The 22,375-nt window shown below is 73.5% G+C and carries 19 protein-coding genes; 7 read left to right on the plus strand and 12 right to left on the minus strand.

Translation table 11 applies throughout. The annotated features are described in order from the left end of the window. Positions 1–27: 27 nt before the first annotated feature. The 9 genes from ACA514_RS10095 to ACA514_RS10135 form a co-directional block, all read right to left on the minus strand. Positions 28–1,233 (minus strand): ROK family protein, encoded by a 1,206-nt coding sequence (locus ACA514_RS10095; protein WP_375040786.1) that lies wholly within the window; start codon positions 1,231–1,233, stop codon positions 28–30. A gap of 221 nt (positions 1,234–1,454) precedes the next feature. Beyond that, positions 1,455–2,063, minus strand: coding sequence for an ATP/GTP-binding protein (locus tag ACA514_RS10100; protein ID WP_375040787.1), 609 nt, complete (start codon positions 2,061–2,063; stop codon positions 1,455–1,457). Further along, positions 2,044–2,523, minus strand: coding sequence for a DUF742 domain-containing protein (locus ACA514_RS10105; protein WP_375040788.1), 480 nt, complete (start codon positions 2,521–2,523; stop codon positions 2,044–2,046). The genes ACA514_RS10100 and ACA514_RS10105 overlap by 20 nt, the downstream gene beginning before the upstream one ends. Position 2,524: 1 nt before the next feature. Continuing rightward, complete coding sequence (locus ACA514_RS10110; protein WP_375040789.1) at positions 2,525–2,968, minus strand: roadblock/LC7 domain-containing protein; 444 nt, start codon at positions 2,966–2,968, stop codon at positions 2,525–2,527. Next, positions 2,965–5,766 (minus strand): nitrate- and nitrite sensing domain-containing protein, encoded by a 2,802-nt coding sequence (locus tag ACA514_RS10115; RefSeq protein ID WP_375041103.1) that lies wholly within the window; start codon positions 5,764–5,766, stop codon positions 2,965–2,967. The genes ACA514_RS10110 and ACA514_RS10115 overlap by 4 nt, the downstream gene beginning before the upstream one ends. Positions 5,767–5,871: 105 nt before the next feature. Then, entirely contained in the window at positions 5,872–6,561 is a 690-nt protein-coding gene (locus ACA514_RS10120) for an ATP/GTP-binding protein (protein ID WP_375040790.1), read from the minus strand. Then, positions 6,542–6,919 (minus strand): DUF742 domain-containing protein, encoded by a 378-nt coding sequence (locus ACA514_RS10125; RefSeq protein WP_344261663.1) that lies wholly within the window; start codon positions 6,917–6,919, stop codon positions 6,542–6,544. The genes ACA514_RS10120 and ACA514_RS10125 overlap by 20 nt, the downstream gene beginning before the upstream one ends. A gap of 62 nt (positions 6,920–6,981) precedes the next feature. Further along, positions 6,982–7,452, minus strand: a complete 471-nt coding sequence (locus ACA514_RS10130; RefSeq protein ID WP_375040791.1) for a roadblock/LC7 domain-containing protein — start codon at positions 7,450–7,452, stop codon at positions 6,982–6,984. Next, a complete protein-coding gene (locus ACA514_RS10135) occupies positions 7,449–10,337 on the minus strand; it encodes a nitrate- and nitrite sensing domain-containing protein (RefSeq protein WP_375040792.1) in 2,889 nt (962 codons plus the stop codon). Before ACA514_RS10135 ends, ACA514_RS10130 begins: the two co-directional genes overlap by 4 nt. A 306-nt stretch (positions 10,338–10,643) precedes the next feature. On the opposite strand from ACA514_RS10135, the gene ACA514_RS10140 reads away from it, so the two are divergent. After that, positions 10,644–11,486, plus strand: coding sequence for a hypothetical protein (locus ACA514_RS10140; RefSeq protein WP_375040793.1), 843 nt, complete (start codon positions 10,644–10,646; stop codon positions 11,484–11,486). Between the two features lie 56 nt (positions 11,487–11,542). On the opposite strand, the gene ACA514_RS10145 is transcribed toward ACA514_RS10140, so the two are convergent. Together ACA514_RS10145 and ACA514_RS10150 are read right to left on the minus strand one after the other, a co-directional pair. After that, positions 11,543–12,340, minus strand: a complete 798-nt coding sequence (locus ACA514_RS10145; protein ID WP_375040794.1) for an enoyl-CoA hydratase/isomerase family protein — start codon at positions 12,338–12,340, stop codon at positions 11,543–11,545. A 4-nt stretch (positions 12,341–12,344) separates the two neighbouring features. Continuing rightward, positions 12,345–13,247: an SDR family oxidoreductase gene (locus tag ACA514_RS10150; protein ID WP_375040795.1), complete on the minus strand. Its 903-nt coding sequence runs from the start codon at positions 13,245–13,247 to the stop codon at positions 12,345–12,347. Positions 13,248–13,518: 271 nt separating this feature from the next. Here ACA514_RS10150 and ACA514_RS10155 point away from each other — a divergent pair, with 271 nt between their 5' ends. Continuing rightward, positions 13,519–14,601: a dihydrodipicolinate reductase gene (locus ACA514_RS10155; protein WP_375040796.1), complete on the plus strand. Its 1,083-nt coding sequence runs from the start codon at positions 13,519–13,521 to the stop codon at positions 14,599–14,601. Between the two features lie 3 nt (positions 14,602–14,604). Here ACA514_RS10155 and ACA514_RS10160 read toward each other — a convergent pair whose 3' ends face one another. Continuing rightward, positions 14,605–15,276: a DedA family protein gene (locus ACA514_RS10160; protein WP_375040797.1), complete on the minus strand. Its 672-nt coding sequence runs from the start codon at positions 15,274–15,276 to the stop codon at positions 14,605–14,607. Between the two features lie 271 nt (positions 15,277–15,547). Between ACA514_RS10160 and ACA514_RS10165 the strand changes: the two genes are divergently transcribed. The 5 genes from ACA514_RS10165 (at position 15,548) to ACA514_RS10185 (ending at position 22,375) form a co-directional block, all read left to right on the plus strand. Beyond that, a complete protein-coding gene (locus ACA514_RS10165; RefSeq protein ID WP_375040798.1) occupies positions 15,548–16,468 on the plus strand; it encodes a glutathione S-transferase family protein in 921 nt (306 codons plus the stop codon). A 107-nt stretch (positions 16,469–16,575) separates the two neighbouring features. Continuing rightward, a complete protein-coding gene (locus ACA514_RS10170; protein ID WP_344261644.1) occupies positions 16,576–17,247 on the plus strand; it encodes an AIM24 family protein in 672 nt (223 codons plus the stop codon). Between the two features lie 204 nt (positions 17,248–17,451). Next, complete coding sequence (locus ACA514_RS10175) at positions 17,452–21,177, plus strand: multifunctional oxoglutarate decarboxylase/oxoglutarate dehydrogenase thiamine pyrophosphate-binding subunit/dihydrolipoyllysine-residue succinyltransferase subunit (RefSeq protein WP_375040799.1); 3,726 nt, start codon at positions 17,452–17,454, stop codon at positions 21,175–21,177. A 95-nt stretch (positions 21,178–21,272) separates the two neighbouring features. Next, positions 21,273–21,452: a DUF6104 family protein gene (locus ACA514_RS10180; RefSeq protein ID WP_375040800.1), complete on the plus strand. Its 180-nt coding sequence runs from the start codon at positions 21,273–21,275 to the stop codon at positions 21,450–21,452. Positions 21,453–21,550: 98 nt separating this feature from the next. Beyond that, positions 21,551–22,375: a DUF4097 domain-containing protein gene (locus tag ACA514_RS10185; protein ID WP_375040801.1), complete on the plus strand. Its 825-nt coding sequence runs from the start codon at positions 21,551–21,553 to the stop codon at positions 22,373–22,375.

A 22,375-nucleotide genomic window follows, 5' to 3' on the forward strand; every position in this document is an offset into this window, starting at 1 on the left:
GGGATGAGGGGTCGGGGAAACGCGGGGTCAGACGGGCCGCGGGTCGGGCGGCGGGGAGAACACGTGGTCGCTGATGAGCCGCGCGCCGCCCACCACCCCGGCGGCGCCGGCCAGTTCGGACAGCACGATCGGCAGGTTGCCGGTCGCCAGCGGCGCCGACCGGCGGTAGACGACGCTGCGGATCTCGGCGAGCAGGGTGTGGCCGAGCCCGGCGACGCCGCCGGCGATGATCACCAGGCCCGGGTTGAAGAAGCTGACGAGCCCGGCGAGGACCTGCCCGACGTGCCGGCCGCCCTCCCGGATGAGCCGCACCGACGCCGGGTCGCCGGCCGCCGCGGCCTGCGCGACGTGCTCGCCGGACAGCTCCCCGTGCGCCTCCAGCAGCGCCGCGAGCTGCGGCGACTCCCCCGAGCGCGCCGCCGCCCCCGCGTCCCGCGCCAGCGCCGCGCCGCCGAAGTAGGCCTCCAGGCAGCCGGCGTTGCCGCACGCGCAGATCGGTCCGTCGTCGTCGATCCGGATGTGCCCGATGTCGCCCGCGCTGCCGGAGACGCCGCGGTAGATGGCGCCGTCCACGACGATGCCGCAGCCGATGCCGGTGCCGATCTTCACCAGCAGGAAGTCGTCCACCGAGCGGGCGAGGCCCGCGTGCAGCTCGCCGAGCGCCATCAGGTTCACGTCGTTGTCGACCCGGACGGGGCAGCCGAGCTCCTGGCCGATCGCGTCGCGCACCGGGAACCGGTCCCAGCCCGGCATGATCGGTGGGACGACCGGCATGCCGTCGCGGAAGCTCACCGGCCCGGGGACGCCGATGCCGGTGCCGTGCACCCGCGGGATCAGGCCCTCGTCGCGCAGCTTGCCGAGCAGGTCCAGCGCCCGGTCGAGGACGGCCGTCGCGCCCAGCCGGACGTCGCACGCCTCGCTGACGTGGCCGAGCACCTCCAGCGCCCCGTCGGTCACCGCGACGTCGATCGAGGTGGCGCCGATGTCGAAGGCGACGAACCGCAGGCTCGGCGACAGCCGGACGATCCCGGACCGCCGCCCGCCGCGCGAGGCCGCGAGGCCCGCGCCCTCCACCAGCCCGAGCTCGACCAGCCGGTCCAGTTCGACGGCCAGCTTCGAGCGCGACAGCCGGACGACGTCGCCCAGCTCGGCGCGCGAGCGCGGGCCCTCGTCGCGCAGCAACCGCAGCAGGCGTGCCTGATGCACGTTCTGCGGGCGAGCCGGCATGCGCATCACGCCGTCCTCTCGGGTTCCGGTGCCGGGACCGGGCGTGTGACCCCGGTCTCATGCGGAGACCGTAACCGGCTTTCGCCGACTTGAGAAGACCTTTTGGTCATCTCGATCAAACTTTTCACAGTCGCAGGACAAAGTCGGCCGTGAAAAAGCCCCGGCCGGGTTGGACGCCCGGACCGGGGCTCGTTCGCCGGCCGCCGTTCGGCCGGATCTGGCGGGTGTCAGTACGTGACGGCCTGCCGGGAGCCGCTCATCGTGCGCATGATGTGCTCGACGAGGGCGATGAGGACGCGCTTGGCGTCCTCCCGGTCGCGGACGTCGCAGTCGATGACCGGGATGTCCGGGGACAGGTCGAGGGCGTCGCGGACCTGGTCGGGCGTGTGCCGCCCGGCGCCGTCGAACCGGTTCACCCCGATGATGAACGGCACGCCCCGCCGCTCGAAGTAGTCCACCGAGGCGAAGCAGTCGGCCAGCCGGCGGGTGTCGACCAGCACGACCGCGCCGAGCGCGCCCTTGGCCAGCTCGTCCCACATGAACCAGAAGCGGTCCTGGCCGGGGGTGCCGAACACGAACAGCACCAGGCCGTTCGGCAGGGTGATCCGCCCGAAGTCCATCGCGACGGTCGTGGTGGTCTTGGACGACACCGCGGTGGTGTCGTCGATGCCGATGCTCTTCTCGGTCAGCGCCTCCTCGGTGCGCAGCGGACGGATCTCGCTGACCGCGCTCACCAGGGTGGTCTTGCCGACTCCGAAGCCACCGGCCACAAGGATCTTGACGGTCAGCGCGGAATCGCCCGCCCGGGCGGCCGCGTCAGAGCGCACGGATTCCATCGATCACTTCCTTGAGTACGCGCTCGCTGGGGAACTGCGCCACCGGCGCGGGGCGCCGGACCTGTATCAGCGAACGGTCGAGCAGGTCGCCGAGCAGGACGCGGACGACCCCGAGGGGAAGTTCCAGATCCGACGCTATCTCGACAACCGACAACGGGGTGCGGCAAAGCTCCAGGATCATGTCATGTTCCGGCTCCGGCGACCACGGGGACGCCGGAAGGGCCGGGTGCGGGTCCGCGCCCTCCGGCGGGTCGACGGCCTCGATCAGCGCGACGAGGTCGAACTCCACGCCCGCGTAGTGGGTGCGGCCGCCGGTGAGCGCGTAGGGGCGCACGACCGGCCCGGCGGCGTCGTCGAACCATCCCGTGCCGCCCGTGCCGCCGGCGGCCGCGGCGCCGGCGGCCGCGCCGGGATCGTGCCGGTGCGGCCGCCCGGGCCCGGAACCCTCGGTCGCGTCCACCTCACACTCCGCCCTCGGCCGCGGTCACCCGCGGGTTGGCCGACAGGTGCTGGCCGACCCGGGTGACGAGCATCGCCATCTCGTAGGCGATCATGCCGAGGTCGGCGTCGGCGTCGGCGAGGACCGCCAGGCAGGCGCCGCGGCCGGCGGCGGTGACGAACAGGAACGCCGACTCCATCTCCACGATGGTCTGCCGGACCGGGCCGCCGCCGAACGACTCGCCCGCGCCGCGGGCCAGGCTCTGGAAGCTGGCGGCGACCGCCGCGAGATGGTCGGACGCCTCCTGGCCGAGCCCCCGGGAGGCGGCCATGCGCAGGCCGTCGCTCGACAGGACCACCGCGTTCTGCACCTGGGCGACCCGCTGGACGAGGCTGTCCAGCAGCCAGTTCAGCTCACCGCCGGTACCGCCCGCGGCCTCCGCGCCGGAGTGCTGGGCTTCTGTCATGGGGCGTCGTCCTCCTGGTCACCTCGGTTGGGTGCGGCCTCCGCCTCGGCGTCGGCCGCGTCCCGCCTGCCGCGCTGCCAGCCGCGCTGCATGGCGGACATCATCGATCGCATGGTCTCGGGCGAGCGGGCCGCGTCCGGGACGTCCGGTGGAGCGGTCCCGGCGCCGGGCGCGCCGGCGGACGGCGCGGCGGGCGCGGGGGGCGCGGCGGGCGCGCCCGCGGGTTCGGCCGGCGCCATGTCGGCGGGGACGGGGGCCGCCATCGGCATGGACGGCTCCGGCGAGGGCGCGGGCGGTGGCGCCTGCCCCCGCGCGGCGAGGTGCGCGTCCACCCGCTGCTTCAGTTGCGGCGCGAGGTGCGTCTGCCGGCGGCGCTTGGGAAGCTCGCCGTCCGCCAGCGGCGGTGCGGGCTCCTCCGCCGGGGCGGGCGCGGCCTCCGGCGGCGTGGCGGGCGCGGCGTCCGGGGCGGTGTCCCGTGCGGTGTCCGGGGCGGTATCCGGTGCGGTGTCCCGTGCCGGGGCGGGCGCGGTGTCCGGTGCCGTCCGCGGCTGGTCGCGCCGCGCGTTCCGGCGCTCCGGCAGCGGCGTCGGCCCCGGCATCTCGGCCCGGACCGGCTCTGCCCGGACCGACTCGGCCCGGACCGGCTCGGCCCGCATGGGCTCGGCCTCGGCGACCAGCCGGACGATACCGCCCTGCTCCACCGCGGGCGCGGCGGCCGCCGACAGGGCGCCGGCCGTGCTCGCGGCGGGCAGCCGCATCGGGCCGGTGTTGCGGCGCGAGACCGGCTCCTGGTCCGCGGTGTCCACGATGAGGGCGCCGGGGATCAGCGCGATCGCGGTGGTGCCTCCGTACGGCGACTGCCGCAGCGTCACCTTGATGTCGTGCCGCTCGGCCAGCCGCGCCACGACGAACAGGCCGAGCTGGGCGCTGTCGGACGGGTCGAACTCCGGCGGGTCGTCCAGCCGGGCGTTCGCCGCGCGCAGCGCCTCGTCGGTCATGCCGAGGCCGCGGTCCTCCACCTCGATCGCGAAGCCGTTGGCGACCGGGTGCCCGCTGACCCGCACCGGCGACTGCGGCGGCGAGAACGTGGTGGCGTTCTCCACCACCTCGGCGAGCAGGTGGATGACGTCGGCGACGGCGGAGCCGAGCAGCGCGATCCGCGGCAGCGGCTGCACCCGGACGCGCGGGTAGTCCTCGACCTCGGCGACCGCCCCGCGCACCACGTCCACCAGCGGGACCGGGCGGCGCCAACCGCGGCCCGCCGTCTTGCCGGCGAGGATGACCAGGCCCTCGGCGTGCCGGCGCATGCGGGTGGCGAGGTGGTCGAGGCGGAACAGGTCCGACAGCTCCGACGGGTCCTCGGTGCGGCGCTCCATGGTGTCGAGCAGGCTGAGCTGGCGGTGCAGCAGCGCCTGGTTGCGGCGGGCGAGGTTGACGAACACCTCGCTGATCCCGCGCCGCGCCGCGACCTCGCCGGCCGCGGCCAGCAGCACCGCCTCGCGGGCCCGGTCGAAGGAGTCGGCGATCTGCCGGATCTCCCGGATCCGGAAGTCGACGCCGGGCGCCGGCTCGGGCTCGGCGGGACGCCCCGCGCGGACCTGCTCGGCCAGCAGCGGCAGCCGCCGGCGGGTGAAGTCGACGACCGCGCCGGCCAGCGTGCGGCACTCGCGCAGCAGCCGCCGCGACACCCGGATCGCGATCAGCGCGGACAGCACGACCGCGACCAGGCCGAGGCCGCCGGCGACGCCGAGCCGGACGAACACGCCGACCGCGATGTGCTGGGCCCGGCCGGTGACGTCGTCGAGGCTGCGGTTCTCGAAGTCGTAGAGGCGGTCGTCGGCGTTGTCGGCGACCGTCCGCCACTGGGACGGCTCGACGGGCTGCACCCGCGCGGTGCGCGCGGACCGTCCGGCCGCCGCGTTCCGGTTGCCCGCCGCGGCACCGGTCGCGGACCCCGTGCCGGTGGCCGCCGCGCCCGTGGGCGCCGTCTTCTTCGTCGCGGGCCGGGCCGGCTCGGTGCCGCGGATCACCTGGTCCTCGAGCTTGCGCAGCTGCGCGAACTGCGGGGTGGCGGTGAGGCGCTCGTAGCGGGCGCGGTCGACGGCGGGCAGGTTCGGGACGTTGTCCGCGTACGTCATCCGCTGCGCGCCGACGAGCTGCGCGAACTCGCCGCGCTCGGCCGCGCTCAGGTGCCCGGCGGCGAGCGCGCCGGTCAGCAGCGCGTCCTCGCGGGACAGGAACTCCCGGCCGCGGCCGACGGAGGTGAGCGTGCGGGCGTCGGCGGTGATGGTCCCGTTGGCCGGGGTCGTCGCGCTGTAGATCGCGAAGCCCGCGTCGATGACGGCGCTGTAGTCGGCGAGCACGTCCGCGCGGCCGGAGGCCCGGTCGTCCACGCCGCGCCGGGTCGCCTCCAGCGTGCCGAGCCTGGCCAGCAGGTCGTCCATCCGCTTGACGACGCCCGGCAGGATCGAGTCGCGCAGCCCGCCGTCCGCGAAGCCCTTCCGCAGGTCCCGCACGGCGCCGTCGGTCGCCTGCCGCTGCGCGCGCAGCACGTCCGGGTCCACCGCGCGGGCCGAGCCGGCGTCCGCCATCGACAGCCGGCGCTCCTTCTGCAGGGCGTTCATCAGCCGCTGCGTGGGCAGCACCGCCTCCTGCTGGAACTTGCGGCTCTGCAGCAGCTGGTGGGCGTCCCCGTAGGTGATGCCGGTGAGGAACATCCACAGCGCGGCCAGCGCGAGCAGCGGCACGAGGACCAGCAGGGTGATCCTCGCCCGGATCGAGGAGAAGCGGGAGGCCATCACGGCTGGTGGACCATGCTCACATCGGTGGCTTTCGGCGATGGGGGGTGAGTCATGCGGGGGAAACCTCCCGAAGCGGGATGTACGGGGGTGTGCGGGACTCTACTACGTCGCGGGTCCGCGACGATCAGGTGACCGAGCGTCATCCGCGGGGCCGCCGGAGTCCGGCCAGCTCAGCACGTGCTCCATCAGCGCGATGAGCACCTGCTTGGACGAGTCGCGGCGGCGCGCGTCGCACAGCAGCACCGGGACGCCCGGGTCGAGGTCCAGCGCGACCGCCACGTCGCGGGGGTCGTGGCGCCGGGCGCCGTCGAAGCAGTTGACGGCCACCACGAACGGCAGGCGGCGCCGCTCGAAGTAGTCGATGGCGGGGAAGCAGCCGGTCAGCCGCCGGGTGTCGGCCAGCACGACCGCGCCGATCGCGCCGGCGGACAGCTCGTCCCACATGAACCAGAAGCGGTCCTGGCCGGGGGTGCCGAACAGGTAGAGCAGCAGCTGGTCGGAGAGCGTGATGCGGCCGAAGTCCATGGCGACGGTCGTGGTCGTCTTGGTGCGCACGCCGGTGACGTCGTCCACGCCGACGCCGCGGTCGGTCAGCGGCTCCTCGGTGTGCAGCGGCCGGATCTCGCTGATGGAGCCGACCATCGTGGTCTTGCCCGCGCCGAACCCGCCGGCGATGAGGATCTTGGTGGTGACCAGCGGGCGGGCGGCGAGCCCGGCCGCGGGGCCGGTGCCCGTGCCGGTGCCGGGGCCCGGCCCGGGGCCGGTGCCGGGGTCAGAGGGCGCGTAGGCCATTGAGGACCTCCCTCAGCACGCCCCGCCCCGGGCGGCCGCCCGCGGGCGCGGCGGAGTCCACCACCGCGATCAGCCCCTCGTCGCGCAGGTCGCCGAGCAGCACCCGGACGACCCCGAGCGGCAGCCCGAACTCCGAGGCCAGGTCGACGACCGCGACGGGGCGGGCGCAGCCGCGCAGGATCCGCGCGTGGTCGGGGCTGTAGCGCAGCCGGTCGCCCGGCTGCGCGCCGGTGGCCGCGACCACCGCGATCAGGTCGAAGCCCGCGCCCGCGGGACGGGTCCGGCCCCGGGTCCGCGCGTAGGGGCGGACGAGCGGGCCGGCCTCCCGGTCCAGCCACCGCTCCGCCGACGGGTTCATCGGTCAGCACCTCCCCGAGGGGCACGACCCCCCACATCTCCCCGGACGGGCTCCGCCCGGGGTCACCGCCCCTGCGGGACGGCACCCCCCGCACCGAATCCGCCGCCGAAACCGGCGCCGAACCCGCCGCCGGCCGGCTCGGAGCGCGGGGCGGCCTGCAGATGCTGCCCGACCCGCTTGACCAGCACCGCCATCTCGTAGGCGACCAGGCCCGCGTCGGCGTCCGCCCCGGCGATCACCGCCAGGCAGGTGCCGTCGCCGGCCGCGGTGACGAACAGCAGCAGCGCGTCCATCTCGATGATGGTCTGGCGGACGTTGCCGCCCGCGAAGTGCCGGCCGGCGCCGCGGGCCAGGCTCTGCACGCCGGACGCCAGCGCGGACAGGTGCTCGGCGTCCTCGCGGCTCAGCTCGCTGGACGCGGCGACCGCGAGCCCGTCGCGGGACAGGATCACCGCCTGCCGCACGCTCATGACACGCTCGGCGAAGTCGTTGAGCAGCCAGTTGAGCTCGCCGGTGACCGTGTTGTGCATCATCGGGTCCCCTCATCCTCCCCATCGGACGCGCGTCCGCGCCGCCATCCCTGCTGTACCGAGGCCATCAGCGAGCGCGCCTCCTCGGGGGACCTCGCGATCCCGCCGGCCGTGCCGCCGCCCACCGGAGGAGGCAGCGGCCGCGGCTCCTTGCGCAGCTGCGGTGCCAGGTTCTCCTGCCGGACCCGGCGGGGCAGCCCCGCGTGGGTCCCGGCGGGATGCCCGCCCTCCGCGCCCCGAGAGCGCTCGCCGCCGACGACGGTACCGTCCCCGGGCCCGTCGTTGACCGCCGCGTCATCGCCCGGACGCGCACCGTGCCGTTCCGTACCGTCCGGGAGTGCGCCGTCAGGGAGCGCGCCGTCCCTCAGCGTCTCGTCCGGCCGGGCGTCGTCCGGTGGCGTGCGGCCCGGCGCGTTCGGCACGCGGACGCCGGACCCGTACACGGGCGCGGGCTCCCAGCCGTCCGCGGCGGACGCGTCGTCCGGCGCGGCGCCTTCCGCGCTCGCCGGCACGCCGTCCGCGGGGTCGTCGGACCACGGGTTCGCGGACGCACCGCGCGGCGCGCGGGGTTCCTCCGGATTACCCCACGGGTTCGCCGGGCCGGCGAGCTGCGGCAGGACGGGCGGCGCCTCGCGCAGCGGCACCGGCTCGGGCCATCCCGGGCCGGGACGCGCCGGTTCGTCGCGCGCGGGGGCGCGGCGGGCGAACACCCCGATGTCCGGGACGACCTCGGCGCGCGTGACGACCTCCGGGCGCGGCGGCCCGCCGAAGGGCACGTCGGTGTACGGGGTGCCCATGAACGCCGGCCCTGCACCGACCGGTTCGGCGCCGGCGGCGTCCGGGGCGGCGGCGTCCGGGGCGGGGGCGTCCGGGGCCGGGGCGGCTCCGTCCCGGTGGTCCGCCGGCTCGCCGGTGGCCGCGGGCGCCTCGACCGCCGGCGTGTCCGGCGCGTCGCCGTCGAGCGGGAGGCCGTCGTCGTCCATCCGGTCGGCCGGCACCACGAGCTCGTGCGGCATCAGCACGATCGCGGTCACGCCCCCGTACGGGGAGCGGTGCAGCGAGACGTCGATGCCGTGCCGGGCGGCCAGCCGGGCGACCACGAACAGCCCCAGCTGGTCGGTGTCGACCAGGTCGAACTCCGGCGGCTCGGCGAGCCGCCGGTTGATCTCGGCGAGCGTCTCCGGCTTCACGCCGAGCCCGCGGTCCTCGATCTCCACGACGAACCCGGTGCCGACGCGCTCGGCCATCACCCGCACCTCGGTGTTGGGCGGCGAGAACGACGCCGCGTTCTCCAGCAGCTCGGCCAGCAGGTGCACGACGTCGGTGACGGCGGAGCCGACGAGGCCGTCCTCGGACTCGGTCAGCACCACCGCCCGCGTGTAGTCCTCGATCTCGGCGACGGCGGCGCGCAGCACGTCGGTGATGTGCACCGGCCGCCGCCAGCCGCGTCCCGGGGTGGCGCCGGACAGGATGATGAGGCTCTCGGCGTGCCGCCGCATGCGGGTCGTGAGGTGGTCGATGCGGAACAGCGCCTCCAGGTCGTCGGCCTCGGCGCGGCTCTCCAGCCCGTCCAGCATCGTCAGCTGGCGGTGCAGCAGCGACTGGTTGCGGCGGGCGATGTTGAGGAAGATCCGGCTGACGCCGGCGCGCAGCTCGGCCTGCCCGACGGCGGCGTCGACGGCGGTGCGCTGCACCTTGGCGAACGACTCGGCGAGGCGGGCGACCTCGGTGGTGCGGCCGCGCGGCAGCGCGGGCGCCTCCGCCTCGACGTCCACCGGCTCGTTGCGGCGCAGCCGGTCGACCAGCCGCGGCAGCCGCTCGTCCGCCAGTTCCTCGGCGGAGCCGCGCAGCCCGACGAGCTCGCGGACGACGCCGCGGCCGAACCGCACCACCAGCAGCACCGACATGATGATCACCAGCAGGCCGGCGCCGCCGACGACGCCGAGCCGGACGTAGGCGTCCCGGCCGAGCCGGTCGGCGCGTGCCGCGGCCTGGTTGGTGTTGTCCATGATCATCTTGTTGACCGACAGCACCAGCGGCTGCGCGGTCTCCTGCCACTGCCAGGTGCTGATCGGCAGCGGCCCGCGGTCGTGCGCGGCGATCTGGTCCTCGATGTCCTTGTACGCGTGGTACTGGTTCGAGGCGAACACCGGCGCGGTCAGCCGCGCGTAGGTCTTCGGGTCGGCCAGCGAGCGCTGCCGCTGCCACTGCCAGCGCTGCTCGCCGAGCATCTCCAGGAACGTGCGGTGCTCGGCTGCGGTCATCCGGCCGTGCGTGACGAGCGCGCCGGCGACCAGCGCGTTCTCCCGCTGCAGCAGTTCCATCGCGCGCCCCGCGGAGCGGTCGGACAGCGTCCAGTTGTAGAGGGACGCGTCGTCGATGACGATCAGGCTGTCGTACAGCCGGTGCATCACGTCGACCATGCTGCTGTAGTCGTTGACGGCGGCCAGCCGGTCGATCCTGCGGGCGTCGACGGAGGCGCGCAGTTCGCCGAGCCCGCCGAGCGCCTTCAGCACGTCCGTGACCCGCGACCGCATCTCGGCCGTGGTGGCGCCGCGCGCGGCGTCGGAGGTGGAGGTGCGGCGGAAGGTGGCCACGGCCTTGTCGAGGCGGGCGCGCTGCGCGGTGAGGCCGGCGGGCGTGGCCGCGGCCTTGCGCGGCCCGCTGAGGTACACCACCGACGCCTGCCGCTCCTTGCCGAGCTCCACCAGCAGGCCCTGGCCGGACGCGGCGAACTGCTCGTTCAGCGTGTGGTATTTGCGCTGGGCGAGGGCGGCGCGGCCGGTGAGGTCGGCGGCGTAGACCCAGATCGCGACCAGCGAAACGAGCGGAACGAGAAGGAGCGCGGCGACCTTGGACCGGATCGGGCGCGTGCGTGCGGTTCTCATGGGACCTCGGACGTTCCGGCACGTAGGGTGGCCCGATCATAGAGGCGCGACGCGACGCCTCCGCAACCCCTTGGCCACCTTTCGTCCATATTCCGAACTCGCATCAGTTAGCGACAAATCGGAACATCTGCGTCATTTCCCTCTGTTGCGGGGCGCCGATGGGCCATACTCTGCTGTTTCGCCCGCCGATCGCGGCCCGGCACGGGAGGGAGACCGACGATCAGTACAGGCAGCCACGGCGCGCCCGGATCGAACGGCCGGAGCGGGAGGCCGACTCCCGCCCCCGGGAGCGTTACCATTCCCGCCGTGAGTCCCGAAAGCCAGGCATCCGAGGCACTTCCGTCGCGACGCCGCCGCGCCCCCCGCGGCGGCCGGCACCGCGGCGACGAATCCTTCCTGCTGCCCCCCGGATCCCCCGCGCTCATCCTGGCCGTACCCGGCCCCGCCCGGCAGGGCGGCGCCGAGCTCGCCGCCGAGCTCGCCAGGCTCGTCGAGATCGAGCACACCGGCCAGCCCGCCTACGTCGGGCACCTGGACGGCGACGAGGGGCACCTGCGCGCCCTCCTCGGCGGGATGCGCGCGCCGCAGGACGAGCTCGCGGCCGTGGTGGTGCCGCTGTCCACCGGGCCCGACCCGGCCCTGGACGCCGCCGTCCGCGCCGCCGTCGCCGCCGCGCCGGTGCGCGCCGTCGCCGCCGAGCCGCTCGGCCCGCACCCGCTCATCGCCGAGGCGCTGCACGACCGGCTCGCCGACGCCGGCCTCGCCCGCGCCGACCGGATCCGGATGATGACGATGGTGACCGCCGCGACCGGCGTCATCGTCGCCACCCCCGGCGACGCCACCGCCGTCCGGCAGGCCGAGGTCACCAGCGTGCTGCTGGCCTCCCGGCTCGCCGCGCCCGTCTTCACCGCCTCCCTCGCCGACGAGGCGGGCGTCCGCGCCGCCGCCGAGCAGCTGCGCGCCGCCGGCGCCGCGTCGGTCGCCGTCGCGCCGCACCTCATCGGCCCCGAGCCGGAGGGCCGCCTGGTGCCCGCCGCGGCCGCCGCCGTCGGCGCCGCCCACGCGTCCCCCCTCGGCGCCCACCCGGCCCTGGCCCGTCTCGCCGCCCTCCGCTACGTCGAGGCGCTCTCGATGGCGCTGGCCGACTAGTCCGTCAAACGCCTCCGGCCGAGCCCTTTAGGGGCCCGGCCGGAGGTTCGGAACGGCTAGCGGTTCTTGAACTCCGGGGGGCGTTTCTGCATCGTGGCGGTCATGCCCTCGGCCAGGTCCTCGGTGAAGAAGGCCAGGGCCTGGACGCCGGTCTCCGCGGCGATCTGCCGGCGCAGGCCGGGGACGTCCAGGGACATGTTCAGCAGTTCCTTGGTCCGGCTCAGCCCGTACGGGGACTTGGCCAGCAGCTCGTCGGCGAGGGCCTGCGCGGCGGCGAGGTCGGCGCCCTCCGCGCAGATCTCGGTGACGAGGCCGAGGGCCTCGGCGCGGGACGCGTCGAGGCGCTGCGCCCGGTAGGCGATCTCGGCGGCCTTCGCCGGGCCGGCGAGGCGCGGCAGCAGCCAGGACAGCCCGCAGTCCCCCGCCGAGAGGCCGAGGTCGACGAACGGGACGACGAACCGGGTGGTCGGGTCGGCGACCCGCAGGTCGCAGGCGAGCGCCCAGGAGACGCCCATGCCCGCGACGGGGCCGTGCAGCGCCGCGATCACCGGCTGCGGGATCTCCCGCAGCCGCGCGGTGACCTCGCCGCCGCGGGCGATGCCGCGGTAGAGCCGCTGCGCGCGGCCCTCCTTGGTCTCCCGGCCCGGGTCGCCGCCCTGGATGTCCATGCCCGAGCAGAAGCCGCGGCCGTCCCCGGTGAGCACGACGACCCGGGTGTCCGGGTCGCGCTGCAGCTCGTTGAGGACGTCCAGCATCCGCTCGGTCAGCGCGCCGTCGACGGCGTTGAGCCGCTCCGGGCGGGACAGGGCGATGGTGAGCACCCCGTCCCGCCGGTCGAGCCTGATCCCGTCCAACGGCTCAGGAGGTCAGCTGCTGGATGAGCGGGCCCATCTGCTCCATCGGGTTCTTGAACACCGCGAGGGGCTCGGCGGCGTTGATCGCGGCCCAGTTGTCCCGGACGGCCTCGACGGAGAGGGTCTCCTTCTGCCCGTAGCCGGGGCCCTCCGCCACGAAGATCTTCGCGATCCGGCCGCCGCCGACGGTGTAGACCTCGCCGGTGTCCTCGTTGGACTCGTGCACGAGGAAGGCGACGAGCGGGGTGACCTGGTCGACGCCGAGCTTGTCGGCGAAGTCGGCGGGGAGCAGGTCCTCGGTCATCCGGGTCCAGGCGACGGGGGCGATCGCGTTGGCCTTGATGTTGTACTTGGCGCCCTCCTGCGCGAGGGTCTTGGTGAAGCCGACGAGGCCCATCTTCGCGGTGGCGTAGTTGGCCTGGCCGAAGTTGCCGAACAGGCCGGCGGGCGACGAGGTGTTGACGATGCGGCCGTAGGCGTTGTCGCGCAGGTGCGGCCAGGCGGCGCTGGAGACCAGGAACGAGCCGCGCAGGTGCACGGCGATGACCGAGTCGAACTCCTCGACGGACATGTTCTTGAACGACCTGTCGCGCAGGATGCCCGCGTTGTTGACGACGATGTCGAGCTTGCCGAACGCGTCCAGCGCGGTCTGGACGATCGCCTGCGCGCCCTCCGGGGTCGCCACGTTGTCGGGGTTGGCGACGGCCTCGCCGCCGTTCTTCTTGATCTCGTCCACGACCTCCTGCGCGGGGCCCGCCGAGGCGCCGACACCGGACCGGTCGCCGCCGAGGTCGTTGACGACGACCTTCGCACCGCGCGCGGCGAGTTCCAGCGCGTGCTGGCGGCCGAGGCCGTGGCCCGCCCCGGTCACGACCGCGACCCGGCCGTCGTAGCGCAGTTCCGACATCCCTGTCTCCTCACATCGCACCGACTACGCCCCCAGGTAATCATCCGGGGGTTACCCAGTGGTACCACTAAACCGAATCCCGCTCGGCCGCGGCCCCCTCGGAGGCCTCCCCGCCGTGGGGCGCGAGCAAGCACGGGGGGGTGCTGGGACTTCAGCGAAACTTGCGACAAATGCCGCATTTCCCGGAACGTACGGCGTAGTGTCCACACCCACCCGCGCAACCCGGCCCGGTCCGCACAGGCGCCGCCTCGACACCGGAGGTCCCGTCCCGATGAGCCCTGCCGACGCGCCGAGCACCGGCCCCCGCCCGTACCGCGTCGTGCAGTGGGCGACCGGCACGCTCGGCCGCGCGGTGATCCGCGGCGTGCTCGACCGGCCCGGCCTGGAACTCGCCGGCGTCTGGGTGCACACCCCGGCCAAGGACGGCGCCGACGCCGGGCTGCTGGCCGGCCGCCCGCCCACCGGCGTCACCGCCACCCGCGACCTCGACACCGTCCTCGGCCTGGACGCCGACTGCGTCGTGTACGCGCCCGGACGGGCCGGCGACCCGCTCGGCGACCTCGACACGGTCTGCGCGCTGCTGGCGTCCGGCAAGAACGTGATCTGCATGAACGGCCTGGTCTACCCGCAGGCGCACGGGCCCGCCCTGGTGAACGAGCTGGAGCAGGCCTGCAAGCGCGGCGGCTCCTCCGTGCACGGGACCGGCTTCAACACCGGGTTCATGGCGGACGTGATGCCGCTCGTGCTGTCGCGGCTGACCCGCCGCATCACCCACGTCTACTCGCGCGAGTGCTCGGACTTCGCCCGCCACCCGTCCTGGCGGATGATCCACCACATGCTCGGCTTCGGCCGGGACGAGGACGCGTTCCTGCGCTCGCTGCGCCCCGCCCGCACCGCGATGCGCTCGCTCTACACCGAGAGCCTGCACCTGGTCGCCGCGGGGCTCGGCGTGGACCTGGACGAGATCGACGTGGACGTCGACCACCGGCTCGCCGGCACCGACCTGGAGATCACCGCCGGCCGGATCCCGCGCGGCACGGTCGCCGCGGCCCGCTGGACGTTCAGCGGGCTGGCCGGCGGCCGGCCGGTGATCAGCGTCGAGGTGATCCACAAGGCGGACGCCGCGCGGATCCCCGACTGGGGCGACCCCGGCCACTCGGTGCGGGTGCACGGCCGCCCGTCCATCACCTTCACCACCGACGACGAGTGGGTGTCCGACGAGGTCTCGGCCGCCGCCGCGCACGCGCTCAACACGATCCCCGTGCTGTGCGCCGCCGAGCCCGGCATCCGCACCTACCTGGACCTGCCGCCGGTCACCGGCCGGATGGAGATCCCCGCTCCGGGCGGCCTGTGACCGCTAGGGCAGGGTCTGCTCCACGCGGGACTCCGCCCCGGCGCCGTCGGCCTCCCCGGGCTCCTCCTCCGCCTCGCGGCGGTGCTTGCGGACGCTCCACACCACGATCGCGACGACCGCGATCACCGCGAGCCCGATCGCCAGCCCCCGCCCGGCCCACTGCGCGGCGCGGTCGAACGCCTCCCCGGCGAAGTAGCCGCCGAGCGTGAACGTCACCACCCACGTGACGCCGCCGATGAAGTTGAACAGCAGGAACTTCGGATACGGGAGCCGGGAGCTGCCGGCCAGCGCCGGCATCAGCGCCCTCAGCAGGGCCGTGAAGCGGCCGATGAACACCGCCACGGCGCCGCGCCGCCGGATCAGGTCCTGCGCGGCCTCCACCTTCGCGCGGTGCTTGGACACCGCGCGGATGTCCAGCAGCCGCGGCCCGTACTTCTTGCCGATCTCGTAGCCGACCGAGTCGCCGGCGACCGCCGCGACGATCGCGATGACCAGCAGCAGCGGCAGCGAGAGCGTGCCCTGGCTGGCCAGCACGCCGCCGACCACCACCGCCGTCTCGCCGGGGAAGACGAACCCGACGAACAGCGCCGCCTCCGCGAACACCAGCGCGGCGATCAGGCCGTAGACCAGGCCCGGCGGCAGACCGTCCGTCAGGCTGTTGAAAGTCTCGAGCATGGTCCCCCGCCATCTCGTCCGTCCGGGGCCGTCTCCGGCGGGCCGGCCCCTGCTGCGTGCCGTGCGGTGGTCGTCGGCGCCGTTTGACGCGGGCCACCGACGGTTATCGTATGCGCGGGGCCGGTGCGCCAGGATCCACCGAAAGGACGACTTGCCGGTGGCCGAGGCGGTGCGCGGACCAGGCGCCCGTCTCCTCCCCGGGTCGCAGCCGCCGGACGGCGCACCTCCCCAGAGGTCGCACCGCGGCACCGACTTTCGGAAGGAACCGGACATGACCGCACAGGAAGTCGAGCGGGGCCGCTTCGAACGGCAGCCGAACCGGTTCACCGGCCGGATCACGGCGGACGGGTCGAGCGGCCTGCCCGCCGAGCCGCGCCGCTACCGGCTGTTCGTCTCCTACGCCTGCCCGTGGGCGCACCGCTCCCTGATCGTCCGGCGGCTGCTGGGCCTGGAGGTCGCGCTGCCCGTGGCCGTCGTCGACCCGATCCGGGACGAGCGCGGCTGGCGGCTCCCCGAACGCGACCCGGTGACCGGCGCCGTGTTCCTGTCGGAGCTCTACCTGGCGAGCGACCCGTCCTTCGAGGGCCGCTACACCGTCCCGTGCATCTGGGACACCGTGACGGAACGCCTGGTCACCAACGACTTCCCCACCATCACCACGATGCTGGAGACCGAGTTCACCGCGTTCCACCGCCCCGGCGCGCCCGACCTTTACCCGGAGGCGCTGCGGCCCGAGATCGACGAGCTCAACGACCTCGTCTACAACACGGTGAACAACGGCGTCTACAAGGCCGGGTTCGCCACCGCGCAGGACGCCTACGAGGACGCCTTCGACGCGCTCTTCGCCACTTTCGACCAGCTGGAGGAACGGCTCGCCGGGCGCCGCTACCTGTTCGGCGACCGCATCACCGAGGCCGACGTCCGCCTCTACCCGACGCTCGCCCGCTTCGACGCCGTCTATTACGCGCACTTCAAATGCAACCTGCGCCGCCTCGTCGATTACCCGAACCTGTGGGCCTACGCGCGCGACCTGTACTCGGTACCCGCGTTCGGCGAGACGACGAACCTCGACCACATCAAGCGCCACTACTACGTGACGCAGCGCAACATCAACCCGTCCGGTGTCGTGCCGAAGGGCCCGCTGACCGACTGGACGGCCCCGCACGGCCGCGACGTCCCGGACCGGGGCTGACGGCCGGGAACCGAACGCCGCTCACTTCACGTCGTACCGGTCACACACCGTCGTTATGCTGGCGGACCTCCAGAACGATCACGACGTGAGAGGCAGAACCCCCGACTATGCGCAGCCAGTTCTTCGGAAACATGGACCAGGGGCAGCAGCTCCCCGGTCACTTCGCCCTCCAGAACTCCAAGATGCTCCGCGTCCACCTCAACGGGGACGTCCTGGCCCGGCAGGGCTCCATGGTCGCCTTCCAGGGCCAGATGGAGTTCGACTACGAGGGCGCCGGAGGCATCGGCAAGTTCATCAAGAAGGCCGTCACCGGCGAGGGCGTCCCGCTGATGCGGGTCCGCGGCCAGGGCCTGCTGTTCGCCGCGCACGACGCCGCCGACATCCACCTGTTCTACCTGGAGAACGAGGGGCTGACCGTCAACGGCGCCAACATCCTCGCCTACGACTCGCACCTGCAGTCCGACATCCAGCGCGTCCAGGGCGCCGGCATCGCGGCGGGCGGGCTGTTCAACACCACCCTCCAGGGCACCGGTTTCGTGGCGCTCACCACGCACGGCACGCCCGTCATGCTCGACTGCGGCCGGGCCCCGACGTTCGCCGACGGCCAGTCCGCGGTGGCGTGGAGCACCAGCCTCCAGGTCGGCGTCAACCGCACCTTCAAGGCCGCCGCGCTCATCGGCCGCGGCAGCGGCGAGGCCATGCAGCTCGCCTACCAGGGCCAGGGCTTCGTCCTCGTGCAGGCCAGCGAGGGCCCCACCGTCCCCCCGCACACCCACTGAGCCGCGCCGCCGGCGGGTGACCTCGGTCACCTTCCGGGACGGCGGATCTTGTCGGAGGCGCGGCCCCGGCTTCGGCAAGATCCCTGTGGCCGCCGGGGAATGGAGCGCAATCGCAACGCGCTGGCATGGGAAGAGGTCAAGTGCGAGTAGCCTTGATAGGTCTCTTATCTCACCTGCGAGCTGCGGAAGAGGGCGATCTCCGCCGTGTCGACAGAGTCGTCGCAAACTAGTGCCGACCCAAAGATCACAGATTTCGGTGCCAACGAGTGGCTGGTCGACGAGCTGTACCAGAAGTACCTCGAAGACCCCAACTCGGTTGACGAAGCCTGGTGGAACTTCTTCGCGGACTACCAGCCGGACACCCGGCCGTCGTCCGTGACCCCCGCGTCCCCCGGCGCACCCCAGACGAGCACCGGAACGGCGGCCGGCGCGGCCGCCAACGGCACCGCGGCCGCTCCGCCGACACCGCAGCCGCCGGTGACACCGCCGAAGGCCCCCGCCCCGGCGGCGGGCGGGCCGGCCGCCAAGGCGGCGCCGAAGGCCGACCGGCCGGCCCCGCCGCCGGTGCCGGCGGGCGCCGAGGAGGTGCGGCTGCGCGGCGTCGCCGCCCGGACCGCCACCAACATGGAGGCCAGCCTGGCGGTGCCGACCGCGACGAGCGTGCGCGCCGTCCCGGCCAAGCTGCTGATCGACAACCGCATCGTCATCAACAACCACCTCAAGCGCGGCCGCGGCGGGAAGGTCTCCTTCACGCACCTGATCGGGTACGCGATCGTCAAGGCGCTCGCGGCGATGCCCGAGATGAACGCCGCGTTCACCGAGGTGGACGGCAAGCCGGTGCTGGTCCGGCCGGAGCACGTCAACTTCGGGCTGGCGATCGACCTGCAGAAGCCGGACGGCTCCCGGCAGCTGGTCGTGCCGAGCATCAAGGCCGCCGAGACGCTGGACTTCCGCCAGTTCTGGGCCGCCTACGAGGAGATCGTCCGCAAGGCGCGCGGCAACAAGCTGACCATCGAGGACTACCAGGGCACCACGATCAGCCTGACGAACCCGGGCACGATCGGAACGGTGCATTCGGTGCCGCGGCTGATGCCCGGCCAGGGCACCATCATCGGCGTCGGCGCGATGGAGTACCCGGCCGAGTTCGCGGGGGCGTCGGAGGACACGCTGGCCCGGATGGGGATCAGCAAGGTCATGACGCTGACCTCCACCTACGACCACCGGATCATCCAGGGCGCCCAGTCCGGCGACTTCCTGCGCCGCATCCACCAGCTGCTGCTCGGCGAGGACGGCTTCTACGACGAGATCTTCGAGGCGCTGCGCATCCCGTACGAGCCGGTGCGCTGGGTCAAGGACATCTCCGCCGGCCACGAGGACGACGTCGCCAAGATCGCCCGGGTGCACGAGCTGATCCACGCCTACCGGGTCCGCGGCCACCTGATGGCCGACACCGACCCGCTGGAGTACAAGCAGCGCCGCCACCCCGACCTCGACATCCTCAAGCACGGCCTCACCCTGTGGGACCTGGAGCGCGAGTTCGCCACCGGCGGGTTCGGCGGCAAGCCGACGATGAAGCTGCGCGACATCCTCGGCGTGCTGCGGATGGCGTACTGCCGGACGGTCGGCATCGAGTACATGCACATCCAGGACCCGGAGGAGCGCGCCTGGATCCAGGAGCGCGTCGAGGTCCCGCACGAGAAGCCGTCCCGCGAGGAGCAGCTGCACGTCCTGCGCCGGCTGAACAGCGCCGAGGCGTTCGAGACGTTCCTGCAGACCAAGTTCGTCGGGCAGAAGCGGTTCTCGCTGGAGGGCGGCGAGTCGGTCATCCCGCTGCTGGACTCGGTGATCTCCGCGGCGGCGAAGGAGAGCCTGGACGAGGTCGTCATCGGGATGGCGCACCGCGGCCGGCTGAACGTGCTCGCCAACATCGTCGGCAAGTCCTACGGGCAGATCTTCGGCGAGTTCGAGGGCAACCTGGACCCGCGCAGCGCGCAGGGCTCCGGCGACGTGAAGTACCACCTGGGCGCGTCCGGCGACTTCGTCGCCGACGACGGCTCGAAGATCCACACCGAGCTGGTCGCGAACCCGTCCCACCTGGAGACGGTCGACCCGGTGCTGGAGGGCGTCGTCCGCGCCAAGCAGGACCTCCTGGACGTCGGCGAGGCCGGGTTCACGGTGCTGCCGATCCTGATCCACGGCGACGCCGCGTTCGCCGGGCAGGGCGTGGTGGCCGAGACGCTGAACCTGTCGCAGCTGCGCGGCTACCGCACCGGCGGCTCCGTGCACGTGATCATCAACAACCAGGTCGGGTTCACCACCGCGCCGGAGTACTCGCGGTCCAGCGTGTACGCCACCGACGTGGCCCGGATGATCCAGGCGCCGATCTTCCACGTCAACGGCGACGACCCGGAGGCGTGCGCGCGGGTGGCGCGGCTGGCGTTCGAGTACCGGCAGACGTTCAAGAAGGACGTCGCCATCGACATGGTCTGCTACCGGCGCCGGGGCCACAACGAGGGCGAGAACCCCTCGTTCACCCAGCCGCTGATGTACGACCTGATCGACGCCAAGCGCTCGGTCCGCAAGCTGTACACCGAGGCGCTGATCGGCCGCGGCGACATCACGGTCGAGGAGGCCGAGCAGGCGCTGCGCGACTACCAGGAGCAGCTGGAGCGGGCCTTCACCGAGACCCGCGAGGCCGTGAAGAAGCCCCTGGAGCCGGGCTCGGTGGTCAAGCCGGACGTCGAGGAGCGCATCCCGATCGACCACGGCAAGGCCGGCTCGGCGATCCCGCAGGAGACCGTCAAGCGGATCATCGAGACGCAGGTCAGCCTGCCGGAGGGCTTCACCCCGCACCCGCGGCTGCAGCCGATCCTGCAGCGCCGCGCGCAGATGATCGAGGACGACGCGATCGACTGGGCGACCGGCGAGCTGCTGGCGATGGGCTCGCTGCTGATGGACGGCCACCCGGTGCGGCTCGTCGGGCAGGACACCCGGCGCGGCACGTTCGGGCAGCGGCACGCGGTGCTGGTGGACCGCAAGACCGGCGAGGAGCACACCCCGCTCAAGCAGTTCGGGCAGGGCGTGTCGAAGTTCTACGTGCACGACTCGCTGCTCAGCGAGTACGCGGCGATGGGCTTCGAGTACGGCTACTCGATGACCCGCCCGGACGCGCTGGTCGCGTGGGAGGCGCAGTTCGGCGACTTCGCCAACGGCGCCCAGTCGGTGGTCGACGAGTACATCTCGTCCGGCGAGCAGAAGTGGGGCCAGCGCTCCAGCCTGGTGCTGCTGCTGCCGCACGGCTACGAGGGGCAGGGGCCCGACCACTCGTCCGCGCGGATCGAGCGGTACCTGCAGCTGTGCGCGCAGGACAACATGACGGTCGCCTACCCGACGACGCCGGCGAACTACTTCCACCTGCTGCGCTGGCAGGTGCTGTCGAGCCGGGGCAAGCCGCTGGTGGTGTTCACGCCGAAGTCGCTGCTGCGCCTGAAGGCCGCGACGTCGCCGGTCGAGGAGATCACCTCGGGCGCGTTCCAGCCGGTCATCCCGGAGAGCAGCCCGGCGGTGGACCCGGCGGGCGTGAAGCGGGTGCTGCTGACCACCGGCAAGATCTACTACGAGGTGGCGAAGGCCCGCGACGCGGCGGGCGCGAACGACACCGCGGTCGTCCGGGTCGAGCGGCTCTACCCGCCGCCGGTCGACGAGATCAGGGCGGAGCTGGCCAAGTACCCGGCGGGCGTCGAGGTCGTCTTCGTCCAGGACGAGCCGGCGAACATGGGCGCCTGGCCGTTCATGGCGCTGAAGCTCCCGCACCACATCGAGGGCCTGAAGATGTCGCGGGTGTCGCGCCCGGCGTCGTCCTCGCCCGCGGTGGGCTCGGCCAAGCTGCACCAGGCCGAGCAGGAGGCGCTGCTGTCCAGGCTGTTCTGACGCCGTCACCGGCGTAGACGGCAGGCACATGCCGCTCCGCGTCCCCCGCCGCGGCGGGGGGCGCGGAGCGGCTGCGTTAGAGGGAATGAATCCGCATGTACTTCACCGATCGGGGCATCGAGGAGCTCACCGAGCGCCGGGGGGCGGAGGAGGTCAGCCTGACGTGGCTGGCCGAGCGGCTCCGCGAGTTCGTCGACCTGAACCCCGAGTTCGAGACGCCCGTCGAGCGCCTGGCGACCTGGCTCGCCCGCCTCGACGACGAGGACGACGGCTGACGCCGTCCGGCGCACCGGAATCGCGATACATCTTGACTTTTCGTTGACGCGACATATCGTGTTAAGCGACAGGACGCTCGGATGAAGGGCAAGAGGCGATGCCGCGCTGGACGATCGACGAACCGGCCACCCTCGACTTCGACGGCGTGGTCGCGCTGCGCACGACGCTGATCGCCGGAAGCGTCTCGGTGCTCGCCTCCGACGAGCGGCCGTCCGTCATGGTCGGCGAGATCGAGGGGCCGCCGCTGGCGATCACGCACGAGGCCGGGATGCTGACGATCACCCATGAGCGGCTCGTCGAGGGCGTGCTGAGCTGGCTGCGCACCCACCGCGCCCGCGTCGCGATCACCGTGACCGTCCCGCACGACTGCCCCGTCACGGTCAACCTGGTGTCCGCCGACGCGCTGATCACCGGGCTGACCGCCCGCACGTCGATCAAGTGCGCGTCCGGCGGCATCACGCTCGACGGGGTGACCGGCGCGGTCGACGCCAACACGGTCTCCGGCGACATCGAGGCGCAGGGCCTGGACGGGACGGTGTCGTTCACCTCCGTCTCCGGCGACTTGGCGCTGGCGGGCGGCGCCGTCGAGCAGCTCACCGCCCGCACCGTCAGCGGCCGCATCGCCGCCGACGTCGACCTGGTCGGCGACGGCCGCGTCGACGTCAACACCGTCTCCGGGGAGGTCGCGCTGCGCGTCCCCGAGTCCGCCGGCGCGCGGGTGTCGCTGAACGCCGCCGCCGGCCGGATCGAGACGTCGTTCCCCGAGCTCGGCCGGGCCGACCGGGCCGTCGCCACCACCGTCTCCGGCAAGATCGGCGACGGGTCGGGGCGGCTGTCGGTCAACTCGGTGTCCGGCTCGATCACGCTGCTCGGCCGCGAGGACGACGCCCCGAAGATCCGCACCCCGCGAATGGAGAAGTGA

Source organism: Actinomadura sp. NTSP31 (assembly GCF_041951385.1).
Classification (GTDB): domain Bacteria; phylum Actinomycetota; class Actinomycetes; order Streptosporangiales; family Streptosporangiaceae; genus Spirillospora; species Spirillospora napierensis.

Coding starts and splice junctions, on each gene's coding strand:
- ACA514_RS10095 (WP_375040786.1), bottom strand. CDS start 1,233: ATGCGCATGCCGGCTCGCCCGCAGAACGTGCATCAGGCACGCCTGCTG.
- ACA514_RS10100 (WP_375040787.1), bottom strand. CDS start 2,063: ATGGAATCCGTGCGCTCTGACGCGGCCGCCCGGGCGGGCGATTCCGCG.
- ACA514_RS10110 (WP_375040789.1), bottom strand. CDS start 2,968: ATGACAGAAGCCCAGCACTCCGGCGCGGAGGCCGCGGGCGGTACCGGC.
- ACA514_RS10115 (WP_375041103.1), bottom strand. CDS start 5,766: ATGGCCTCCCGCTTCTCCTCGATCCGGGCGAGGATCACCCTGCTGGTC.
- ACA514_RS10120 (WP_375040790.1), bottom strand. CDS start 6,561: ATGGCCTACGCGCCCTCTGACCCCGGCACCGGCCCCGGGCCGGGCCCC.
- ACA514_RS10125 (WP_344261663.1), bottom strand. CDS start 6,919: ATGAACCCGTCGGCGGAGCGGTGGCTGGACCGGGAGGCCGGCCCGCTC.
- ACA514_RS10130 (WP_375040791.1), bottom strand. CDS start 7,452: ATGATGCACAACACGGTCACCGGCGAGCTCAACTGGCTGCTCAACGAC.
- ACA514_RS10135 (WP_375040792.1), bottom strand. CDS start 10,337: ATGAGAACCGCACGCACGCGCCCGATCCGGTCCAAGGTCGCCGCGCTC.
- ACA514_RS10150 (WP_375040795.1), bottom strand. CDS start 13,247: ATGTCGGAACTGCGCTACGACGGCCGGGTCGCGGTCGTGACCGGGGCG.
- ACA514_RS10155 (WP_375040796.1), top strand. CDS start 13,519: ATGAGCCCTGCCGACGCGCCGAGCACCGGCCCCCGCCCGTACCGCGTC.
- ACA514_RS10160 (WP_375040797.1), bottom strand. CDS start 15,276: ATGCTCGAGACTTTCAACAGCCTGACGGACGGTCTGCCGCCGGGCCTG.
- ACA514_RS10165 (WP_375040798.1), top strand. CDS start 15,548: ATGACCGCACAGGAAGTCGAGCGGGGCCGCTTCGAACGGCAGCCGAAC.
- ACA514_RS10170 (WP_344261644.1), top strand. CDS start 16,576: ATGCGCAGCCAGTTCTTCGGAAACATGGACCAGGGGCAGCAGCTCCCC.
- ACA514_RS10180 (WP_375040800.1), top strand. CDS start 21,273: ATGTACTTCACCGATCGGGGCATCGAGGAGCTCACCGAGCGCCGGGGG.
- ACA514_RS10185 (WP_375040801.1), top strand. CDS start 21,551: ATGCCGCGCTGGACGATCGACGAACCGGCCACCCTCGACTTCGACGGC.